Annotated in this window: 12 protein-coding genes; 5 read left to right on the forward strand and 7 right to left on the reverse strand. The window is 65.0% G+C overall.

Going from position 1 to position 22,285, the window contains the following annotated elements:
• Window positions 1–34 precede the first annotated feature (34 nt).
• A complete protein-coding gene (locus tag BLW40_RS01720; protein ID WP_083386572.1) occupies window positions 35–1,552 on the forward strand; it encodes a TolC family outer membrane protein in 1,518 nt (505 codons plus the stop codon).
• Window positions 1,553–1,654: 102 nt separating this feature from the next.
• On the opposite strand, the gene BLW40_RS01725 is transcribed toward BLW40_RS01720, so the two are convergent.
• The 4 genes from BLW40_RS01725 to glgB form a co-directional block, all read right to left on the reverse strand.
• Window positions 1,655–4,111 carry a glycogen/starch/alpha-glucan phosphorylase gene (locus tag BLW40_RS01725; protein ID WP_074765098.1) on the reverse strand — a complete coding sequence of 819 codons (2,457 nt, stop codon included), beginning with the start codon at window positions 4,109–4,111 and terminating at the stop codon, window positions 1,655–1,657.
• Window positions 4,112–4,186: 75 nt separating this feature from the next.
• Window positions 4,187–6,394: a 4-alpha-glucanotransferase gene (gene malQ, locus BLW40_RS01730; RefSeq protein ID WP_074764866.1), complete on the reverse strand. Its 2,208-nt coding sequence runs from the start codon at window positions 6,392–6,394 to the stop codon at window positions 4,187–4,189.
• Complete coding sequence (gene glgX / locus BLW40_RS01735) at window positions 6,391–8,553, reverse strand: glycogen debranching protein GlgX (protein WP_074764868.1); 2,163 nt, start codon at window positions 8,551–8,553, stop codon at window positions 6,391–6,393. The genes malQ and glgX overlap by 4 nt, the downstream gene beginning before the upstream one ends.
• A 108-nt stretch (window positions 8,554–8,661) precedes the next feature.
• A complete protein-coding gene (glgB, locus tag BLW40_RS01740; protein ID WP_074764870.1) occupies window positions 8,662–10,860 on the reverse strand; it encodes a 1,4-alpha-glucan branching protein GlgB in 2,199 nt (732 codons plus the stop codon).
• Between the two features lie 328 nt (window positions 10,861–11,188).
• On the opposite strand from glgB, the gene BLW40_RS01745 reads away from it, so the two are divergent.
• The gene (locus tag BLW40_RS01745) at window positions 11,189–11,419 is read left to right on the forward strand and encodes a hypothetical protein (protein WP_074764873.1); all 231 of its coding nucleotides are present in this window, start codon (window positions 11,189–11,191) and stop codon (window positions 11,417–11,419) included.
• A 14-nt stretch (window positions 11,420–11,433) separates the two neighbouring features.
• Here BLW40_RS01745 and BLW40_RS01750 read toward each other — a convergent pair whose 3' ends face one another.
• Entirely contained in the window at window positions 11,434–14,598 is a 3,165-nt protein-coding gene (locus BLW40_RS01750; protein ID WP_074764875.1) for a YhdP family protein, read from the reverse strand.
• A 111-nt stretch (window positions 14,599–14,709) separates the two neighbouring features.
• On the opposite strand from BLW40_RS01750, the gene BLW40_RS01755 reads away from it, so the two are divergent.
• Together BLW40_RS01755 and BLW40_RS01760 are read left to right on the forward strand one after the other, a co-directional pair.
• Window positions 14,710–17,670: a bifunctional [glutamine synthetase] adenylyltransferase/[glutamine synthetase]-adenylyl-L-tyrosine phosphorylase gene (locus tag BLW40_RS01755; protein WP_074764877.1), complete on the forward strand. Its 2,961-nt coding sequence runs from the start codon at window positions 14,710–14,712 to the stop codon at window positions 17,668–17,670.
• Window positions 17,671–17,682: 12 nt separating this feature from the next.
• Window positions 17,683–18,147 (forward strand): peroxiredoxin, encoded by a 465-nt coding sequence (locus BLW40_RS01760; protein WP_074764879.1) that lies wholly within the window; start codon window positions 17,683–17,685, stop codon window positions 18,145–18,147.
• A 42-nt stretch (window positions 18,148–18,189) separates the two neighbouring features.
• Here the strand turns inward: BLW40_RS01760 and BLW40_RS01765 are convergent, their stop codons facing one another.
• Together BLW40_RS01765 and BLW40_RS01770 are read right to left on the reverse strand one after the other, a co-directional pair.
• Window positions 18,190–19,140, reverse strand: a complete 951-nt coding sequence (locus tag BLW40_RS01765; RefSeq protein ID WP_074764881.1) for a ChaN family lipoprotein — start codon at window positions 19,138–19,140, stop codon at window positions 18,190–18,192.
• Between the two features lie 38 nt (window positions 19,141–19,178).
• The gene (locus tag BLW40_RS01770) at window positions 19,179–20,216 is read right to left on the reverse strand and encodes a TRAP transporter substrate-binding protein (protein ID WP_083386574.1); all 1,038 of its coding nucleotides are present in this window, start codon (window positions 20,214–20,216) and stop codon (window positions 19,179–19,181) included.
• A gap of 122 nt (window positions 20,217–20,338) precedes the next feature.
• On the opposite strand from BLW40_RS01770, the gene BLW40_RS01775 reads away from it, so the two are divergent.
• The gene (locus tag BLW40_RS01775) at window positions 20,339–22,282 is read left to right on the forward strand and encodes a PAS domain-containing sensor histidine kinase (RefSeq protein WP_074764883.1); all 1,944 of its coding nucleotides are present in this window, start codon (window positions 20,339–20,341) and stop codon (window positions 22,280–22,282) included.
• Window positions 22,283–22,285 lie beyond the last annotated feature (3 nt).

The following is a 22,285-nucleotide window of genomic DNA, read 5'->3' on the forward strand; positions in this document are numbered from 1 at the left end:
CCACCTGTTTAAGGGTTTAGCCGGGCGGGGGGCAATGGCTATTGGATGCAGTCGGGGGTCAATTTCCCTTTTAGCCTTTTTTTTCTTTATAGGCGCGTGGTCCGCTGGAGCGGCAACCTTAGAGGATGAGTTAAGCGAAATCATCTCCAATCACCCGCAGATCCAGGCCAAGACCAAGGCGGTCAATTCCGCCACGGAAGGAATCCGTGCCGCGCGGGCGGGCTATTACCCCACGGTGCGGGCTGGCGGCGACCAGGGCAACGAATATATCGACAGCCCGGATCGTCGCTCGGTCCAGGGACGCCCGTTCAACGACCAGCGCCAGACTGCCAACCTGACCGTCACCCAGAAGATTTTCGACGGGTTCGCGACGGAATCCGCCGTCGATGCGGCCAAGATCGGCCGCGACATCTCGACGTCGGACTTGAACGCCACCCGCCAGACCACCCTGCTTGAAGGGACCACCGCCTATCTCGACATCCTGCGCCAGACCCGGCTGGTCGCGCTGTCGCGCGAGAACGAGCGCAAGGTCGCCGAGCAGCTCAATCTCGAAGACGAACGGGTCCGCAAGGGATCGGGCATCACCTCGGACGTGCTGGCGGCGAAGCAGCGGCTCCAGATCGCCAAAGAGCGCCGGGTCAATTTCGAAGGCGGGTTTCACACCGCCGTCGCCCGCTATACCCAGGTGTTCGGCCATGCTCCCGACGTCGCCGCCCTGACCGATCCGCCGATGCCGCTCGACCAGATCCCGGACAGCATCGACGACGTCCTCGCCGCCGCCGAAAAGGGCAACCCGACCCTGGATTCGGCGACGCGCAGCATCGAACTGACCGACGAGCGGCGGCGCGGGGCCGAGGCAGGCTATTGGCCGACCCTCGATCTGGTCGGCAAGGCCGATTACGAAAACGGCAAGAACGCGGTGATCGGGGTCCGCCGCGACTGGTCGGTGCTGCTGGTCGCCAATTGGGAATTGTTCTCGGGCTTCAAGACCAACGCTCAGGTCGCCCAGGCCTCATGGGACCACGCCGCCAGCCGCGACAACCGTCTTCAGACCAGCCGTAAGATCTCCGAGGCGGCCCGCACCGCCTGGCACAAGCTGGAAACCGCCCGCCAGCGTCTCGACCTGCTCGAAAACGCCGCCAACATCGCCGAGGAAGTGTGGGAAGCGCAAAAGCGCAAGCGCGAGGCCGGGAAGGCCACCGTCCAGGAAGTGATGGACGAGGAAACCCGCATCAACGACGCCCGGATCAATTATACCGGGGCCTATTTCGACATGTATCAGGCCGCCTATGAATTGCTGGCGGTGATGGGACGGCTGGAGATCGACAGCCTGAAACGCGACACGCTGCCGCCCTCGCTGGAACGAACCTCGATGACCGCGCCCCGGCCCTCTCCGGTTCCCGCCCCCCGGACGACCGCCCCGTTGGCCCGTCCGACCGCAGCGCCGCAGCCTACTCCCGACACCGAAGCGATCACGGCCCAAGCCAACGAGGCCAATACCGCGATGCTGGAGCGGGTCCGCACCCTGATGCTCCGGCATAGCGGGGAATAAAAAAAGCGGTCGATCCCAGTCTCACAGGACGACCGCCCGGATCGAAGGCTCCGGTCGGGAGAAGAGGCAACGCCTCGCCTCCCGACCGGTCGAACCTTTCGCCTACAAGGCTCCCCAGATCTGGCGGGCATATTCCGCAACAGTCCGGTCAGACGAGAATTTCCCCATCCGGGCGACGTTCAAAATCGCCTTGCGAACCCACAGATCGGGATCGGCAAAGGTACGGTCGGCCCGTTCCTGCGCCGCGAGATACTGTGCGAAATCGGCGGTGAGCAGATAATGATCGCCGCCCACCGTCAGGGTGTCGATCAGGGCGCGATAGCGGTCGGGCTCGTCGGGAGAGAAGAACCCGGTTCCGATCATGTCGAGCGCCGAGGCCAGTTCCTTGTCGGCCCGCACCGCAGCGCAGGCGTCATAGCCATCGACACGGTAACGAGCGACTTCCTGCGCGGTCAGCCCGAACAGGAACATGTTTTCCTCGCCGACCTCTTCGCAGATCTCGACATTGGCGCCGTCCCAGGTGCCGATGGTCAAGGCCCCGTTCATCGCCATCTTCATGTTGCCGGTGCCCGACGCCTCGGTTCCGGCGGTCGAAATCTGCTCGGACAGATCGGCCGCGGGCATCACCAGTTCGGCGGTCGAGACGTTGTAATTGGGCAAGAACACCAACCGCAGCCGCCGACCGACCAGCGGGTCGTTGTTGACCACTTCGGAGATGTCGTTGACCAGCTTGATGATCAGCTTGGCAAGGTGATAGCCGGGAGCCGCCTTGCCGCCGATAATCACGGTGCGGGGTTGGGATTCCAGCAACGGATTGGCTCGAATGCGGGAATAGCGGACCACGACGTGCAGCAGGTTAAGCAGCTGACGCTTGTATTCGTGGATACGCTTGACCTGAACGTCGAACAGCGAGGTGGGATCGACCCCGATGCCCAAACGCTGCGAGATCATCACCGCGACATCGCGCTTGTTGGCGTTCTTGATCTCGGCGAAGGCGGCGCAGAACTCGGGATCGTCGGCAAAGGGTTCGAGACGGCGCAACTGGTCGAGATCGGTGTACCAGCCATCGCCGATCTTCTGGGTGATCAGCGCCGACAGACGCGGATTGGAGGCTAGCATCCAGCGCCGGGGCGTGACGCCGTTGGTCAGGTTGATGATCTTGCCGGGCGACAGATGCTCGAAATCGGAAAAGATCGTGCTCTTCATCAGTCCGGTATGGATCGCGGCGACGCCGTTGACCTTGTGGCTGCCGATCACGGCCAAGTGGGCCATCCGCACCCGGCGATCTCCCCCTTCGGCGATCAGCGACACCCGGTTCAGCAATTCGGCATCGCCGGGATGGCGATAGCGAACGCCTTGCAGGAACTCGTGATTGAGCTGATAGACGATTTCGAGATGGCGCGGCAGAACCCGCGAGAACAGATCGACCGACCAGGTCTCCAGCGCCTCGGGCAACAAGGTGTGGTTGGTGTAGGCGCAGCAGCCCCGGGTGATCTCCCACGCCCGTTCCCACGGCAGTTCGTGCTCATCGACCAGCACCCGCATCAATTCGGCCACCACCATCGCCGGGTGGGTGTCGTTGAGCTGGATCGCCACCTTGTCGGGCAGCTTTTCCCAATCGGAATGGCTTTTGCGGAAGCGAGCCAGAATGTCCTGGATCGACGCGGCGACGAAGAAATATTCCTGCTTGAACCGCAGTTCCTTGCCGCGCTCGGTCATGTCGGAGGGATAGAGCACCTTCGACAGCGTCTCGGACTCGTTCTTGTCGCGAACGGCCTCGATATAATTACCGGCATTGAAGTATTTGAGATCGAACTCGCGGGTCGATTTCGCCGACCACAGCCGCAGATTGTTGACGCTCTTGCCGCCGAAGCCGGGAACCGGCACGTCATAGGCCATCGCCATCACTTCTTCGGCATCGACCCATTGCGAGCAATTATAGCCCCGGCTATCGCGGAAATGAATCACCCGACCGCCGAAGCGGACCGGGAAGATCACGCCCGGACGGGGGAATTCCCATGGATTGCCGTAGCGCAGCCAGTTTTCCGGGCTTTCGACCTGCCAGCCATGCTCGATATGCTGGGTGAACATGCCGTAATCGTACCGGATGCCATAGCCGAACCCGGCCACACCCAGCGTCGCCATCGAATCGAGCAGGCAGGCGGCAAGACGGCCAAGGCCGCCATTGCCCAGCGCCGCTTCGACCTCCCAGGCCGCGACTTCCTCGAAATCCTGTCCCAATTCGCCGAGCGCCTCGCGCACAGCATCGTACAGCCCAAGATTGATCAGGCTGTTGACCAGGGTGCGACCGATCAGGAATTCCATCGACAGGTAATAAACCCGCTTCGAATCCGCTCGGTAATAGCCATTCAGGGTCGGCATCCAGCCCTGGGTAACGCGGTCGCGCACCGCATGGGCCGCCGCCAGAAACCAGTCGCGCGCGGTCGCGGTGACCGCTTCCTTGCCAACGGTATAGAGAAGATGGCTGCTGATCGCCGTCTTCAGCCCCTCGACATCGTCGCGTGACGAATGTGCCGCCGCAGGCTCTGCTTTATTCATCGATTTTTTCCCGCCCGCCATAAAAACCTCTTTCCCGCCATTCCTTCACGAAATCGCGGATTTGAGCAAGAGTGGTTATACGCTGTCCCCGCCCGGTTGGAACAGGGGCCGCCGTCCGTCGCGTGCCGCGAAGCCCCGAGCCAACGAACGGATATGCTCGTCGGCCAGAATCTCGGCGGTGTCGTGCGGATAGCGGTGCCGCCAGTTCGGATGTTCCGTCGTGGTGCCCGGCAAATTCATTTGGAGATCGAGTCCGAGGACGTCCTCGATCTGAACCATCGCGAGCCGCGACCGCGACCGCCCGAGAAAGGCGTGAGCGGCGGCGGCCAGTTCGACCGCCCGATCGTCAGCAAGATCCCCCGCGATCGGAAAATCGCCCGACAGAACGCCTTCGCCCGCCAGTGTCCGGACCAGGGCGACGCGGTCATGGGCGCGCTGCCCCCGCTCCTCATCGGCCTGCCCCGGACGGGGATAGAGGTCGAGCGCCTCGCGCCGGTCGATATCGTGACCCGACCACCATGCCCGCGCCGAGGGCAGATCGTGCGTGGCGAAGATCGCCAGCGCCTGCTCGTCGAAGCGATCCGAGGCGCGGAAGCGGTCGGCGTTTTCCTTCTCGAACACCATCACCCGATAGGCGAAGATGCCAGCCTGCACCATCCGTTCGCGAAATCCGTCGGGAACGGTGCCGAGATCCTCGCCGATCACCAGGCAGCGGTTGCGGCGGCTTTCCAGCGCCACCAACCGGAACAGATCCTCGACCGGATAGCGGACATAGGCCCCCTGATCGGCGGAGAGGCCCGGCGGCACCCAATAAAGACGCTGCAACGCCATCGCATGGTCCAGCCGCAACGCCCCGGCATGACGCATGTTGGCCCGCATCACCGCGATGAACGGGGCATAGGCCCGTTCGGGCAGCGCCAGCGGGTTGAACGGCAGCAGGCCCCAATCCTGGCCCTTGAGCGCCAGCGGATCGGGCGGGGCACCGACCGAGACGCCCAGCGCCAGACTGTCTTGTTCCAGCCAGGATTCGCCGCCATCTCCGGCGATGCCGACCGCCAGATCGCGATAGAGCCCGATCGCCGCCCCGGCATCGGTTCCGGCGCGATGCGCCCGCTCCAACTGCCGGTCGGCAACGAATTGCAGCCAGTGATAGAACGCGATCCGGTCCTCATGCTCGGCGGCAAAGCGAACCACCCCGGCCGCGCCGGGACGGCGCAGATCCTCGGGCCACGTCCGCCAATAAGGCGTCCCCGCCGCGATCATTGTCTCGTGCAGCGCCTCGAACAGGGCGAACTGACGGGCGCGCTCGCCCCCAGCGTGGCGAAACGCCTCGAACGCGGCCTGATCGTCCGATTGGCGAAAAGCGCGGAACAGCGCCTCCAGGATCGGTCGGGCCAGCCGCGCCGCCGCGTCGTAATCGACCAGTCCGGGCTCGCGCGCCCGACCCAGCATCGCCTGGAACGCCGGGGCGGCATACAGCCGTCGCGCCTCGCGGCAGGTGGCGAATTCGGGAATCGATTCGATGTCGATATAGGCGGTGTTGAGGAACATCCGGCTCGACGGCGCATAGGGGCTAAAGCGCTCGGGCTGGCTGGGAAACAGGGCGTGGAGCGGATTGACCCCGATGCAGGACGCCCCCAGCTTCGCCGCCCCCTCGGCCAGTTCGGCCAGCGATTCGTAGCCGCCCAACCCCCAATCGCGCGGCGAGCGCAGAGCGTAGATCTGGGTGGCGATGCCCCAGGCTCCCGGCGCCTGCGCCAGCACCGGGGGAACATAGGCCCGCGACGGCGCGACGATCAGCGATTGCTCGGCCCGCGCCCCCTCCGGCCCGGTCAGAACCAGACGGTGATAGCCGGACGGCGGCAAAGCGGGCAAAGCGAGGAAACGGCGGCACAAGACGACGCCATCGACGCTTCGCACCTCGCCGTCGCCGAGGTCGGCGGGACGGAAGCTGCCGCTATGGACGATCCCCAATTCTTCTTCGAGCCGCCAGGAAAAGACCTGCCCATCGGCCGCGACCGGCAGAACCACCGCGAGCGATGGCGCGCCCGAGCCTTCCTCCAGCACCCGGACCGGGTCGATCCAGCGCCGCCACGGCCGGGTTTCCAGCACGGACAGGCTGGCTTTGACCTCGGACTCGTCGGCGGCGGGAAAGCCCATCGCCGCCAGGAACACCCGCTTTGTCTCGGGCGGAACCACCCGCCACTGACCGAAGAAGTCCCACCATCCGTCCTCGATGCCGGCAAGATTTGCCAGCCGGTCGAGGGCTGAAATCCCGGTCATGGCCCGTTTCCTTCCTGTATGTCGCGGACGAAACCCCGTCCGCCGCTGACGCCGCGCAGCACGGCAAGCGACCGCGGCCTCAGCGCATAGGTGATTCCAGCGGCCCAGGTTCCGGACGGCAATCCGGTCTGAGTCTCGGCGGTGTCGAACACCACCTCCCACGCCTGCCCCAGCGTCGCGGGCGGCAGGATATAGGGAACCGATTCGTGATAGGCGTTCATCAGGACCAGGAAGGTGTCGCCCGCCTCTTCCAGCCCCTTGGGCTCGTCGATCCCGGCCACGCCACCGCCCAGGACGAAGCCCAGCGAGCGGGCGTAGGGCAGCGTCCAATCGGCCTGGGTCATCTCGCGTCCCTCGGGGGTGACCCAGATGATGTCCTTCAGAACCAGATTGGGCAGGCGCTTGCCTTCGAGGAAGCGGGCGCGGCGGAACACCGGATTGTCGCGCCGCAGCTTGATCAGGATGCGGACGAAGGCCAGCATCTCCTCATCGACATTGTTCCAATCGACCCAGCCGATCGCGTTGTCCTGGCAATAGGCGTTGTTGTTGCCGTTCTGAGTCCGGCCCAATTCGTCCCCGGCCAGGATCATCGGCACCCCTTGCGACAGCAGCAGGGTGGCGAACAGATTGCGGGCCTGGCGCTGACGCAACGCGGTGATCTCGGGATAAGGGCTCTCGCCGTCATGGCCGCAATTCCATGAATAGTTGGAATCGGTGCCGTCGGCATTGCCCTCGCCATTGGCTTCGTTGCGCTTGCGCTGATAGGTCACCAGATCGCGCAGGGTGAAGCCGTCGTGGCAGGTAACGAAGTTGAGGCTGGCGGTGGGACGGCGGCCGCCCCACGAAAACAGGTCGGCCGAGCCGGTCAGACGCGAGGCCAGATCGCCGATCATCCCCCCCTCGCCCGACCAGAAGCGGCGGACGGTGTCGCGGTAACGCCCGTTCCATTCCGACCAGCCGGGCGGGAAGCGTCCCAGCCGATAGCCGTCGCCGCCCAGATCCCACGGTTCGGAAATCAGCTTCACCCGCGACAGGACCGGATCCTGGCGCACCGCGTCGAGGAAGCTCGACCCGCCGGAATCAAAGCCGTTGCGGCCGCGTGCCAGCGCCGAGGCAAGATCGAAGCGGAAGCCATCGACCCGCATCTCCTCGGCCCAATAGCGCAGCGAATCCATCACCATCTGCAACACGCGGGGATGGGTCAGGTTCAGCGTGTTGCCGCAGCCGGAATAATTCTCGTACCAGCGCGGATTGCCCGCACGCAGAACGTAATAACTGGCATTGTCGATGCCGCGGAACGACAGGGTCGGCCCCAGATGGTTGCCCTCGGCGGTGTGGTTGTAGACCACGTCGAGGATCACCTCGATCCCCGCCTCGTGCAGGCGCTGGACCATGCTCTTGAAGTCGCGATGGGCGCTGGTGACGTAATAGCGCGGATCGGCGGCAAAGAAACCGATCGTGTTGTAGCCCCAGAAATTACGCAGCCCCTTCTCGACGAGGTGGCGCTCGTCCACCATCGCCTGAATCGGCAGCAATTCGATGCTGGTCACCCCCAGCGACTTCAAATGACCGATCACGCCGGGCTGGGCCAGACCGAGAAAGCTGCCGCGATAGGCTGGCGGCACCCCGGGATGGGCCATCGTCAGACCGCGAACATGGGCCTCGTAGACGATCGTCCGCGACCACGGCACCGCAGGACGGCGGTCGTCGCCCCAAGTGAACGCGGTGTCCAACACCCGGCATTTCGGCATGAATCGGGCATTGTCGCGGCGGTCGGCGACCAGATCCTGGCGCGGGCCGCCGACGCGAAAGCCGAAATGGGCGTCGGTCCAGGTCAGCTCGCCGCTCAACGCCTTGGCATAGGGGTCGAGCAGCAGCTTGTGCGGGTTGAAGCGATGGCCGGCATTGGGGTCGTAAGGCCCCCAGACGCGATAGCCGTAGAGCTGGCCCGGCCGCACGTCCTGCAAATAGCCGTGCCAGATCTGATCGGTATATTCGGGCAGAACCACCCGTTCGATCTCGCGTTGACCGCGACTATCGAACAGGCACAGTTCTACCCGCTGGGCGTTGGCGGAAAACAGCGCGAAGTTAACGCCGTTGCCGTCCCAGGTGGCTCCCAGCGGGTTCGGAGAGCCGGGTAAAAGGCGGCGGGCGTTCATGTAATCCTCGACGGGCGGCTGGGGGGAGAAACGGAAACCTTGATGCGGCACACCTCTAATATGACGACAATCGTCTTCGTGAAGATGTCGGGCAGGACGATACTACCCTTATCCGTCGCGCTTGAATACCGAGACGGACAGCGGGGGCAGACGCAACAGGATTGACCAGCTATGGCCGTGCCAGGGCACGTCCTCGGCCTCGACACCGCCGTTATTGTGAATGTTGGCCCCGCCATACCATTCGGAATCGGTATTGAGAATCTCGCGATAGAAGCCGGATTCGGGCACACCGATCCGATAGCCCTCGCGCACGACGGGGGTAAAGCTGCCGACGACGATGACGCAATCGTGCGGATCGACGCCCCGACGCAGCCAACTCAGCACCGAATTGTCGCGGTCGTTGCAATCGATCCAGGCAAAGCCGCGCTGGTCGTTGTCGAGCTGATGCAGGGCCGGTTCGGTGCGATAGAGCCGGTTGAGGTCGGACACCAGACGGCTGACGCCGAGGTGACGGGGGGAGTCGAGCAAATGCCAGTCGAGGCTGCAATCGACGTTCCACTCGCGCTCCTGAGCGAACTCGCCGCCCATGAACATCAGCTTCTTGCCCGGCTGCATCCACATGAAGCCGAAATAGGCGCGCAGATTGGCGAAACGCTGCCAATCATCGCCCGGCATCCGCCCGATCAGCGATCCCTTGCCGTGCACCACTTCGTCATGCGACAGCGGCAGCACGAAATTCTCGTGATAGGCATAAAGCTGGGCGAAGGTCAGTTCGTCGTGGTGATAGCGGCGGTGGATCGGATCCTTCGAGAAGTAATCGAGGGTGTCGTGCATCCACCCCATGTTCCATTTGAAGCCAAAGCCCAGGCCGCCCAGATGGACCGGACGTGACACCATCGGCCATGCGGTCGATTCCTCGGCGATGGTGACGGCACCGGGATGCTCGGCATAAACCATCTGGTTCATCCGGCGCAGGAAGTCGATCGCCTCCAGATTCTCGTTGCCGCCGAAACGGTTGGGCAGCCAGTCGCCCGGCTCGCGCGAGTAATCGAGATACAGCATCGACGCCACCGCATCGACCCGAAGCCCATCGACGTGGAATTCCTCCAGCCAATAGAGCGCGTTGGCGCACAGATAGTTCATCACTTCGGTGCGGCCGAAATTGTAGATCAGGGTGTTCCAGTCGCGATGGACGCCCAGGCGCGGATCCTGATGCTCGTACAGATGGGTTCCATCGAACCAATGCAGCCCGTGCGGATCGCTGGGGAAGTGGGCCGAAACCCAATCAATGATGACGCCGATGCCGCGCTGATGCAGCCGTTCGATCAGAACGCGGAAATCGTCGGGCGAGCCATAGCGCGAGGTCGGCGCGAACAGCCCGACCGGCTGATAGCCCCACGACCCCCCGAACGGGTGTTCGTGGACCGGCAGGAACTCGACATGGGTAAAGCCCATCGCCGAGACGTACTCGACCAGTTCGTCGGCCATCTCGAGATAGGTCAGCGGCCGGTTGCCGTCGGACGGATTGCGCCGCCACGAGCCCAGATGCACCTCGTAGATGCTGACCGGAGCATGGCGGTCGTTGTGACGCTGGCGCGACTGCATCCAGTCGGCGTCCGACCATTCCCATTTCGGCTGGTGCCAGACCTTCGACGCCGTCTTGGGCGAGCGTTCGGCCCAGGTGCCGCATGGGTCGGCCTTCAACGGCAGCATCACGCCGCCGCGCGCGACGATCTCGTACTTATAGATCGAGCCATGACCGAGAGCGGGCAGGAACAGTTCCCATACCCCGGCATCGTGGCGCAGCCGCATCGGATGGCGACGCCCGTCCCACGAATTGAAGTCGCCCACCACCGAGACCCGCTCGGCATTCGGCGCCCACACCGAGAACAGAACGCCATCGACTCCATCGATGGTGCGGGGATGCGCGCCCAGGACCTGATAGAGGCGCATATGCGTCCCTTCGGCCAGCAAATGGATGTCGAGCGGGCCAAGCTGGGCCGGGAAACGATAGGGGTCGTCGATCTCCTCGACCAATCCATCGGGACAGATCGTCCGCAAACGGTATCCGGCCACGCCATCGTCGGGAAGACGGGCGGCAAACAGACCGTCGGGATGGACCCGGGTCATCGCGATCGGCTCGCCCCCGGCCAGAACGAAAACTTCGGCGGCCTGGGGCTGGAAGCTGCGCACGACCACCCCCCCATTGGCAGGGTGGGGGCCAAGAACGGCGAATGGATCGCCATGCCGCCCGGCGGCCAGGGCATCGGCATCGCCGGGCTTGATCAGAACGGGGATCTCGCGCATGCGGACTCCTTAGAACACGGGCCAACGGGGGATCGTAAGGGATACCGGACAGTGTCCCTGTGGGTCCTTCGTCGAAGTGTCATCGCTTTCGCCAGGATTGGCAAAAGCGGATTTCGCAGCCCGGCCTTTCCAATTAACAGTGAAGTCGCAAATGGCAAAGGACTTCGATCACCCGATCGCCGGATTGATCGCAAAGCCTGCGTATGCAGGCGAAAAAACGCCGTCGGGACCGTTCTAAAGCCGCCACACCCGATTTAGCACCGCCGACGGGGTAAAAACCTGTTACTGTTTAGCGATATCTCTCTGCCGTCTGGGGGGTAATGCAAAGATGAGCGTCCTCGCCAAACTCTCAGGCCTGATTGCCGCCGGGCTGGTACTGATCGTCGTCTACCTGTCGATCGCCGCCTCCGGAGCGTTCTCCGGCGCGGTCGCCGACCCCTCGCCCTCCACCAGCCCGCTGGGGCTCGCCGTCTATGTCGGCCTGCTTCTCACGGCGGTCTGCGGCGCACTGATCATGCTGTTGGCCACCTCGGGCGGAGGGACACCGGGCAAGGACTGAAGCCCCCTCCCCGCTTACGGCGTCGCTTTGACGCCGCTGTCGTTTTTGCGCGCATCCGTCTCGCTGCCATCGTCAAAGATGTTGAACAGCTTGCGGAGGAATCCGGGCGTCAGCGCCGACAGCGGATTGACCGTCACCGACGGATCGTCCGCCGCTCCCTTCATCGTGTAATTGAAGGCGATGACGCCGCCGCCCTTCTCTCCCCCGGTGATCAGCCAGCCCAGCAGCGGAATCCGCCCCAGCGCGCTGTTCAGCACATAGGCCGGGACCACCGTCCCCTCGATCGCCAGACGCGAGCGGTCGAGGTCGATCTGGCCCTTGGCGGTGATCCCCAGCGCGGCCCCCCAGGCGCGGGCGTCCTTCAACTCCAGCAATCCGTTGGCATAGACGAACGGCGCGTCCAGCGACGAAAAGCCAACCCCTTCGCCCTGCAACACATCGACGATCCCGGTCAGTGCCGCGACGGTCAGCAGACGGGCCAAAGCGGGGGCATTGCGGATGTGATAATCGGCGACCTTGACCGTACCGATCAACGGCTGGTCGGCGCGACTGTCGTCGATATATCCATCGACGGTCAGATCACCGCCGACCAGATCGTCGAATACGTCGAAGGTCCGGGCGACCGCCCCGGCATCCTCGGAGACGACGGCAAAGCTGCGCCGCCGCGCCGCATCGCTGGTCAGGGTGGCCGACAGCGACTTGCCGCCGTCCAGCACGCCCTTCAGCGACAGCGCCCGCCAATCCTGGGCGTCGCGATGGAGTGACAGGGCGGCCTGACGCACCGCTCCCTTGTCCGACACCCACAGGGATTGAACATTGGCGACGATTCCCATCGGGGGCGACTTCTTAGCGTCCTTCGAGCGATCCTCGTCCGCGGACAGGACCGGCTGGGCATCGAAGCTGGGGCCGGTGAAGACGATGTCAAAGCCGCCGCCCTGGCGCAGGGTCACGCTGCCCTCGCCTTGGGTCCGTCCATAGGACAGCCGCGACAGATCGACCCGCCGTAACACGCTGTCGGCGACGAACGCAGCCGAACCACGCGCCTCCAGATCGCCTGACAGGACGATAAAGCGGGGAATCGTGGCGACTTGGCGGCGGTCGAGCCGGATCGAAGCCTCGGCGGTGCCCGGCTTGCCCGGCTCCTTGGTCCAACCCAGTCCGGGCAGGGTCAGCCGCGCCGGAGCCAGATCAAGGCGGGCCTCGATATCGCCCCGGCCGCCATCGCCGAAAGTGACGCTGACATCGGCCGCGACCGGACCGGTCAGGAACGATCCGGCGTCAAGACCAAGACGGCGGCGCTGCTCGTCGGTAACGGCGGCCGCCTTCAGATGATAGCGGCTGCGGAAGGGCGCTCCCTTCGCCGAGAAATTCTCGCGCCAGACAAGCGTCGCGGGCATCCCGCCCAGACTGACCGAACCGGCGGCGTCCAGCCCCTTGCCATCGACGGTAAGCTCGAGCGCACCGCCATCCAGATCCTGCCCCAGCGCAACCTTGGGCAGCGACAGCGACTTCACCGACGCCTGGGCCAGGATTTCCAGATCGTCGAGCCGCAACGTCTTTAACAGCGGGAATTTCAGCGACAGTCGGGTGGAGGCCTCGCCCCCGGCCTTGCCCGGCTCGATCCCCAGCGCCTGGGCATAGCGCAAGGGCGGGCTGTCGAGCAGCCGGAGCGCGTCGGGAATCGGCCCGGCGATGGTAAGCGCGATATCGGCGAATTGATCAAACTGATCGAGACCGGTGAATCCGACCAGACCGTCTTTCAGTTTAAGGCCATAGACCTCGCCCGCGGTCAGGGCGATCTGCATCGAATGCGCGTCGTAAGTCACATTGGCCGCCACCCCCCGCGCGGGCGGCATCGGATGGAGATAATCGACGGTAACGCCCTCGGCGCGAATGAGTCCGCCGACATGATCGAGCACCAGATCGTCAGGCTTGCCGCCAGGGGGCAGATGAGCCGCCAGCGCCAGAGTCGCTTCGTGGACGATGCCCTTCGACAGGTTAGGAACCACCCAGTCGCGGGCGTTCTGGCCCAGCCCTTGCGGCCACAGATCGCGCAGCCGATCGACCGGCAGATCGCGCACCACGGCGTCGAGCCGCACCGGGCCACCGGCGGCGGTCGCCAGCCCCTCCAGTGCCCCCGTCATGTTCAGTGTCGAGCCCGCACCGAAATCGAGTTTCAGCCCGGCCAGATCGATCCGACCGCTGGCGCGGTCATAGCCGCCGCGCACCTGGACCCCGTCGAGATGGATCACGCTTTCGACCAGCGGCGGCGGTGGGGTGATGCTGCCCGCACCGCCGGTCAGATCGACGTCCAGCCGCTCCACCTGCCCTTCGCGGTCGAATTTGACCCGAACCGAGCCGGTCAACGGCAGATCGAGCGTTGCCAGCGGTGTCAGAATCCCGCCGAACCGGGCCAACACAGCCGGACGCAGTGCCGAGAAACGGGCCAAACCGTCGGCCGTCTCGGTATCCTTGCGATAAGAGGCCTCGACATCCAGCCCGATCGTATTGCCGTCCAGTTCCAGTCTGGCCCGTCCGGTGACGATCAGCCCGGACTCGGCACGGCGAAAGGTCAGGTCGGACTCAGGAACCCGCCATTGTCGCCCGAGAACCCGATCATCGACGATCACCTCGGCGGCGCGGATCGTCAGCGATTGCAGGGTCCGTCCCGGCTTGGCCGGATCGGGATCGCCCAGCAGGGCATCGCGGATCGCATCGCCGACCGCCTCGGAATCCGGACTGGGATCGGCCTCTTCGGCCCGGTTGTTGACACCGAGATGGACCCGCCCATCGGGATCGCGTATCAGCTTCAGCCGGGGGCCGTACAGCCGGATCGCGTTGGGAGCGACGATCCCCGACAGCAATGCCCGGCCGCTCAGATTGAACGACATGTCGGGGACGACGGCAATCTGCTGGCCGCCCTGTCCATAGGCGCGGACGTCGAACGCATGGATTTCGAGCAGACGGCCGCTGTCTCCCGCCATCAGTACGGTGGTGCCCAGCCGCACGGACAGCGACCCGTCGCGGGCTGCCAGGGCGTCCTCGATCGCCGGAGTGAGGAAATCCAGCACGATCGGCCCCTGCGACAACCGCCAGGCCAGCAAGGCCGCCCCGATCAGCCCGCCGACCAGAAGCAGCCCCAGCGCCCGGAAAAACACGTTGACGGCACCGTGGACCACGCGCCTCCCCCTTACCCGTTCGATCGATGAAAGGAAACCACCGGCGCGCTTGACCCCTGGTCAAGCATTCCGCAGTGTTGCAAGCAACCATAACAACCGAGGTGGCACAAGGTGCGATTTCCCGCAATTCCGTCTTTGCTTCCCCGTGTTGCAGATACGTCCCGCATCGAATTGGGGCTGGCCCGCTGGGCCGAAGCCGCCGCCTGCATCGACGATCCCGCCTTGGCCGCACGGATGCGCGCCCTGCCCGACGATCGCGACATTGGGCCGCTGCTGCGCGCCGTGTTCGGCAACAGCCCGTTCCTGACCCATTGCCTCGAGACCGAACCGGCCTTCCTGGCCCGGCTGCTCGATTTCGGGCCTGACGCGACGCTGGAGGCGTTGCTGGACGGACTGGCCACCGATCTTGCCGCCGAAAGCGATCAGGTCCGGCTGATGCGGGTGCTGCGGGTGGCGAAGCGGCAGGGAGCCCTGCTGGCCGGTCTGGCCGATCTCGCCGGAGCCTGGAGCCTGGAGCAGGTCACCCGCGCTTTGTCGCGACTGGCCGATGCCGCGATCGCGCTGGCGCTTGACGCCTTGCTGCGCCGCGCCGGCGAACGGGGCGATCTCAGCCTTGCCGACCCGACCTGTCCCTCGGTCGGATCGGGGATCGTCATCCTGGGGATGGGCAAACTGGGCGCGTTCGAGCTCAATTACTCCAGCGATATCGACCTGATCGTCCTCTACGATCCCGACCTGTTGACCTATACCGGCCGCAAAAGCGTCCAGGAATGCGTGGTGGCGCTGACCCGCGATCTGGTCCGAGTGCTCGACGAGCGCACCGCCGACGGCTATGTCTTCCGCACCGATCTGCGCCTGCGCCCCGACCCCAGTTCGACCCCGGCGGCGGTGTCGCTGGCCGCCGCCGAAACCTATTACGAAAGCTTCGGACAGAATTGGGAACGCGCCGCGATGATCAAGGCGCGCCAAGTCGCGGGCGATGTCGAGACCGGGACCGCGTTCCTGAAATTCCTCCGCCCATTCATCTGGCGCAAATCGCTCGATTTCGCCGCGATCGCCGATATCCACTCGATCAAGCGCCAGATCAACGCCCATCGCGGCAGCCGCACCATTGCCGTCGCCGGTCACAACGTCAAACTGGGGCGCGGCGGCATCCGCGAGATCGAGTTTTTCGCCCAGACCCAGCAATTGATCTGGGGCGGGCGTCAGCCCGAATTGCGGCTGTCCCGCACGGTGGAGACGCTGGCGGCGCTGGCCCAAGCCGGGCATGTCGGCGACGAGGTCGCCCAATCGCTGACCGAAGCCTATCGCTATCTGCGCCGCCTCGAACACCGGCTTCAGATGATCGACGACAAGCAGACCCAGACCCTGCCGACCGATCCGGCCCTGCTCGACGGCATCGCCGCGTTCATGGGCCATGCCGATTTCGATGAGTTCGCCGCCGCCCTGACGGTGCGGCTGCAAACCGTCGAGGGCCATTACGCTCATCTGTTCGAGGACGCCCCGGCCTTGTCCGCCCATGGCGATCTGGTCTTCACCGGCGGCGACAACGATCCCGAGACAGTCCGTACCCTCAATTCGATGGGCTTTACCAACGCCGACGCGGTGTGTTCGACCCTGCGCGGCTGGCACCATGGCCGGGTCCGCGCCACCCGCTCGACCCGCGCCCGCGAATTGCTGACCGAACTGACCCCGACGCTGCTGGAGGCGCTGGCCAACACCGCCGCCCCCGACGACGCCTTCCTCCGCTTCGACGAGTTTCTGGGCGGCCTGCCCGCCGGAGTACCGCTGTTCTCGTTGTTCCACGCCAATCCGACCCTGCTCGAACTGGTGGCCGAGATCATGGGCGACGCGCCGTTGCTGTCGGCCCACCTCGCCCGCCACCCCTCGCTGCTGGATTCGGTGTTGCAGGCCGGGTTCTTCGCCCCGCCGCCCGGCCTCGACAGCCTGATCGGCGAACTCGACCGCGCGCTGGAACAGGCCGACGATTTCCAGCAGGTGCTCGACGTGGTGCGGCGCTGGGCCAACGACCGCAAATTCCAGGTCGGCGTGCTGACCCTGCGCGCGGTGATCAGCCCGGCCGAGGCCGCCCGCGCCTTGTCCGACATCGCCGAGGCGGTGATCGACCGCCTCGCGCCCCGGGTCGAGGATGAATTCGCCCGCACCCATGGCCGGGTGCCGGGCGGGGCCTGGGTCATTCTGGCGATGGGCAAGGCGGGCGGACGCGAGATGTCGGCGACCTCGGACCTCGACCTGATCCTGATCTATGACGCGCCCCCCGAATCCGAGGAATCCGACGGTACCCGTCCGCTGGCGGTGGCGACCTGGTTCGCCCGGCTGACCCAACGGATGGTCAACGCCCTGACCGCGAAGACCGGCGAAGGCACCTTGTACGAGGTCGATATGCGACTGCGGCCGTCGGGCCATTCTGGCCCGATCGCCTCGAGCCTGGAAGCCTTTGCCCGCTATCAGACCGAAGCGGCGTGGACCTGGGAGCATATGGCGCTGACGCGGGCGCGGGTGGTCGCGGGCGATCCCGCTCTGGCCGACCGGGTCGAAGCGGTGCTGCGCGAGACCTTGACCAAACGGCGCGACCCCGACCGGCTGGTAACCGACGTCGCCGAAATGCGCGAGCGGATCGCCAACGAACACAAAGCCGTCAGCGGCTGGGAGGTCAAGCATCGCCGCGGCGGGCTGGTCGATATCGAATTCATCGCCCAAACCCTGCAATTGGCGCACGGAGCCGATTATCCCGCCATCTTGTCGCCCAACACCGCCGAGGCGCTGTCGCGCGCCCGCGCCGCCGGTCTGCTCGGGCTGGGCGACGCGGCGATTCTGGACGAGGCGCTGGCGCTATGGTCAGCGGTGCAGACGGTGCTGCGCCAGACCCTGCCCGGCGGCTTTGACGAACGCACCGCCTCGCGCGGGTTAAAGGATTTGCTGGCCCGCGCTGCCGGGCTGGGCGATTTCAAAAGCCTCGTCGATCGGATGGACGATTGCGCCCAGGCCGCGTTCGAGGTGTTCACCCGGCTGGTGGACGAGCCCGCCCGCCGCCTTCGTCCCCCCTCGTAAGGAAGCCCGATCATGACGACCACCCCTCTTGGCCAACCCGCCCCCGCTTTCGCCCTCGAAACCGAAGACGGTCCGGTCACGCTGGCCGATTATGCCGGTCGCACCCTGGTGCTGTATTTCTATCCCAAGGACGACACGTCGGGCTGCACCACCGAGGCCAAATCGTTCCGCGATGCCTTCGCCGATTTCCAGGCCGCCGGGATTGATATCCTGGGGGTGTCGCGGGATTCGGTCGCCAGCCACGTCAAGTTCCGCACCAAGCACGAGTTGCCGTTCCGCCTGGGTTCGGATTCAACCGGCGCGGTCACCGAAGCCTATGCGGTGTGGAAAGAGAAAAGCATGTACGGCCGCACCTATTTCGGGATCGAACGCTCGACCTTCCTGATCGGCCCCGATGGGACGCTGAAGGCGGAATGGCGCAAGGTCAAGGTCCCCGGCCATGCCGCTGCGGTGCTGAAAGCGGCGACAGCGGGATAGAGCGTTCCGAAAGGCCGGGGCCTTCCGTCCGGGATGCCCCGCCTATTTCCCCGCCGCATCGGACTTTTTCTTCATGTGCCGCATCAACTGGGCGCAGGGGTCTTCCCGCTCGGCCCGGCCGGTGAACCACACCGCGTCGAACGGCGGGCTCTCGGCGGCGGGATCGGTGACTGCCGCCTCTATTTCGATCAGACCGAGCGAAAACACGTTGAGGCTCGGCGCGATCTGACGCAGCCGCTCCGGCACGCCGCGATCGGTGCGGGCATGCCCGGCCCCGGCGATCAGCACCACCGGACCGGTGCCGGGACGCTGGGCCAAAGCGGCAACGGTCGCGGCCATCTCGGCATCGCGGGCGCGCTGGACCCGCACCATCGCCGGAATCGCGCTGTCCGGCATCATGTTGCAATGGCTGGAACGGATTTCGTCGGCCAGCGCGGCGGCGAACGCCTCGGGCAGCGGGGTATCGAGCCCCAACCGCGCCGCCTGTTCGGCCGGTTCGGCGCGGCGGGCGATCTGACGGGTCAGATCGGCGGGCAGATTGGCGGCGGACAGGGTTCCCCCCGCCGCCAGCGCCGCCTCGGCGATCGGGCGATACATCTGCCAATCGGGCCACCCCCGCTCGTTCCAGCGCAGGGCCTCGCCCAAGCCGTCGAGATCGTGGACAGCTTCATCGAGATCGGCCTGCCGGTCGCGGTCGATCATCTCGAACGCCACCTGCGGCTTTTTCCCGGCAGCGACCAGAGCACGGACCGCCCAAGCCTGACCTGCATGATGATCGGGGTTGTCGTGGGTTTCGCCCAGCACCACCACCTGAGCCGAACCAAGCAGCGCTTCCAGGTCCGAAACAGTGAGGAACCGCCCGGTCCGGGGCTGCCAGATCCGCCCGGCCAGGGGATGATCCGAGGCGATCACCGGTGGTGGCGGCGAAGAGCAGGCCTGAACGGAGAGGATTGGCAACAGCATCAGCAGAACCATCAGGATTCGAAACGACATCGACGGGGACCAGCTCTGTCGGGCGGTGGGGGGCGAGATCAGTTCTTGAAGCCGAATTTTGCCGCTTCAGCGTAGAAGCTGTCGAGCAACTCCTTGCCGACCCGCCCCTCCATCTCGTGATGCACCGGCAGCAGGGCCTTGCGCCAGACCACGAGATCGGCGGGGGTCAGGGTATAGATTTCGACCATGCCGGACGCCTTGATCGCCTCCAGCGCGACGTCGTTCTCGGACTGGGCAATCGCGTTGGCGTATCGGGTCGTCTCGATCATCGCGTCTTCCAGCGTCTCGCGGATATCGTCGGGCAGGCCGCTCCAGAATTTGCGGTTGACGATCACGGCATAGCCCAGATAGCCGTGATTGGAGATGGTGGCGAATTTCTGCACCTCCTCCATCTTCTGGGTCAGCATGTTGGACGGTGGGTTCTCGGTCCCATCGACGACGCCGGTCAACAGCGCCTGATAGACCTCGGAAAAGGCCATCACCTGGGGGAGCGCCCCCAAGGCCCGGAACTGGGCGTCGATCACTTTCGAGGATTGAATCCGCATCTTGAGGCCGCGAAAATCCTCGGGCGTCCGCAGCGGCCGGTTGGCGCTCATGATCTTGAAGCCGTTGTCCCAATAGGACAGGCCGATGATGCCCTTCGGTTCGAGCTTTTTCAGCAGGGCGCGTCCGATCGGACCCTCGGTGACGGCACGCAACACGTCCTTGGAGGGAAAGATATAGGGCAGGTCGAAAATCTCGAATTCCTTGACCCCCAGCGGACCGAACTTCGCCAGCGAGGGAGCAAGCATCTGGACGGCACCCAACTGAAGCGCCTCCATCTCTTCCTTGTCTTTATAGAGCTGGCTGTTGGGATAGATTTCGACCACCACCCGCCCTTTGGTCCGGTCCTCGGCCAGCGACTTGAAATAGGCGGCGGCCTTGCCCTTCGGCGCGTCGGGGGCGACAACGTGGCTGAACTTGATGACGATCGGTTTCGGCTCCGCCAAAGCCAGCGGCGACGCAAGCGTCAGCACGGCCAGAACGACGGCAAGCAGGCAGGACAGCAAGGTGAATCGCGGGATCGAATATTTCATCGCCGAGCCTTCCCGATCATTTTGTATCGATTTTTGCGTTCACTCTATACCATTTTGCCCTTGAGCGTATCGGGATGGTGACAGTCGGCTCCCCAGCGGGAACGAACAGGGATGGTGGTTTGATGCGATTGGCCTCGGAATGGCGCGGCGCGTTGCCGATTCTGGCGATGGCGCTGGTGGTGCTGTTGCTTGGCATCCTGCTCTGGCTGCTCCACCGCAACGAGGTCGAAAACCGCGAGCAATCTTTGATCCAGGACGTGCTGTGGGTCGAGCAGGATCTCCACTTCCACCTTGCCACCAACGCCGAATCCCTGACCCGGCTGGCCAACCGGCTGGGGCGCGAGGGACTGACCTCGGAGGTGTTCTACGCCGAAACCGCCACCCTGATCGCCTCCAGCCCCGATCTGCGCCGGATCACCTTGCGCGATGCCGGGGAAAAGGTGCTGCGGGCCGCCCCGCCCGCCGATCCTCTGCCTGAAACCGAAATCGCGCCGGACTGGCACACCGGGTTCATTCTGGCCCGTTCGCTGGGACAGCCGGTCTATGGCGCGCCGTTCTGGCTGGGCGGCGAGTTGGGCGTCGCTTTCGACGTCTACGTTCCGGTGTTCCGGCAGGGACAGTTCGTCGGCATGCTGGTCGCGACGGTCTCGCTCGACGAATTGCTGTCGGAACAGGTGCCGTGGTGGTTCGCCCAGCAATACCGGCTGGAGATCGTCGATGGCGACGGCATGGTGCTGGCGACGAAGTCGCAGGTCGATGTGGCCGAACCCGGTCTCAGCCATCAGGTTCGATTCGAGCCGCCGGGCAAGGGGTTGTCGATCGTCGTCACCGCCTATCGGAAGGAAAACGATCTGGTCCGCAATCTGCTGGCGGCGGCGATCTTCGGTCTGGCGCTGACGGCGATTCTCAGCCTGTGGATGCTGCGCCGCCACATGCGGCGGCGGCTCGAGGCCGAACAGGCCCTGCGGGCCGAGCACGCCTTCCGCAAGGCGATGGAGGATTCGCTGACCGTCGGGATGCGGGCGCGCGACCTTGACGGACGGGTGACCTATGTCAATTCCGCCTTCTGCCGGATGGTCGGCTGGGACGCATCGGACCTGATCGGCTCGGTGCCGCCGATGGTCTATTGGGCCCCCGAGGAAGCCGAGAATTGCTATTCGATGTTTCGCGCCGTGCTGCGCGGCGACGCCCCGCCGGAAGGATTCGAACTGACCCTGTGCCGCAAGTCGGGCCAGCGGTTCAAGGCGCTGGTCTACGAGGCGCCGCTGATCGACAGCGAGGGACGCCATTCCGGCTGGATGGCCTCTGTTCTCGACATCACCGAACGCGAGCGGGCCGAGGATCTGTCGCGCCAACAGCAGGAAAAGCTGCAACGCACCGCCCGCCTGATCACGATGGGGGAAATGGCCTCGACCCTGGCCCACGAGTTGAATCAGCCGCTGTCAGCGATCGCCAGCTATGCCGCCGGCTGCCTCAACCGGCTGGAATCCGGCAATGTCCGCGCCGAGGAACTGGAGGCTCCGCTGACCAAGCTGGGCAACCAGGCTCAGCGCGCCGGACAGATCATCCGCCGCATTCACGATTTCGTGCGCAAGAGCAAACCCTCGGTCGCGCCCTGCGCGATCAACCGAGTGATCGACGGCGCAATCGGCTTTGTCGAGGCCGACGCCCGCAAGCACGGCATCCGGGTGACGGTCACCCCCGACCCGACCGATCCCTGGGTCGATGCCGACCGCATTCTGATCGAGCAGGTGGTGTTGAACCTAGCTCGCAACGCGATTGAGGCAATGAGCGCAAGTCCTTGGTTTCACCGCGAAATCGACATCTCGATCCGAACCGTCGAGGGTCAAGCGGTGGTGCGGGTCGCCGATCGCGGCAGCGGGATCACTCCGGAAATGGCCAGCGGTCTGTTCACGCCCTTTTTCTCGACCAAGGAGGAAGGGATGGGGATGGGATTGAACATCTGCCGCTCGATCGTCGAATGGCACCGGGGACGGTTATGGTATGAACCCAATCCCGGCGGGGGTAGCGTCTTCCTGTTCACCTTGCCGACCAAGGAGGATTAGCCA

This window comes from Magnetospirillum fulvum (assembly GCF_900108475.1).
Classification (GTDB): domain Bacteria; phylum Pseudomonadota; class Alphaproteobacteria; order Rhodospirillales; family Magnetospirillaceae; genus Phaeospirillum; species Phaeospirillum fulvum_A.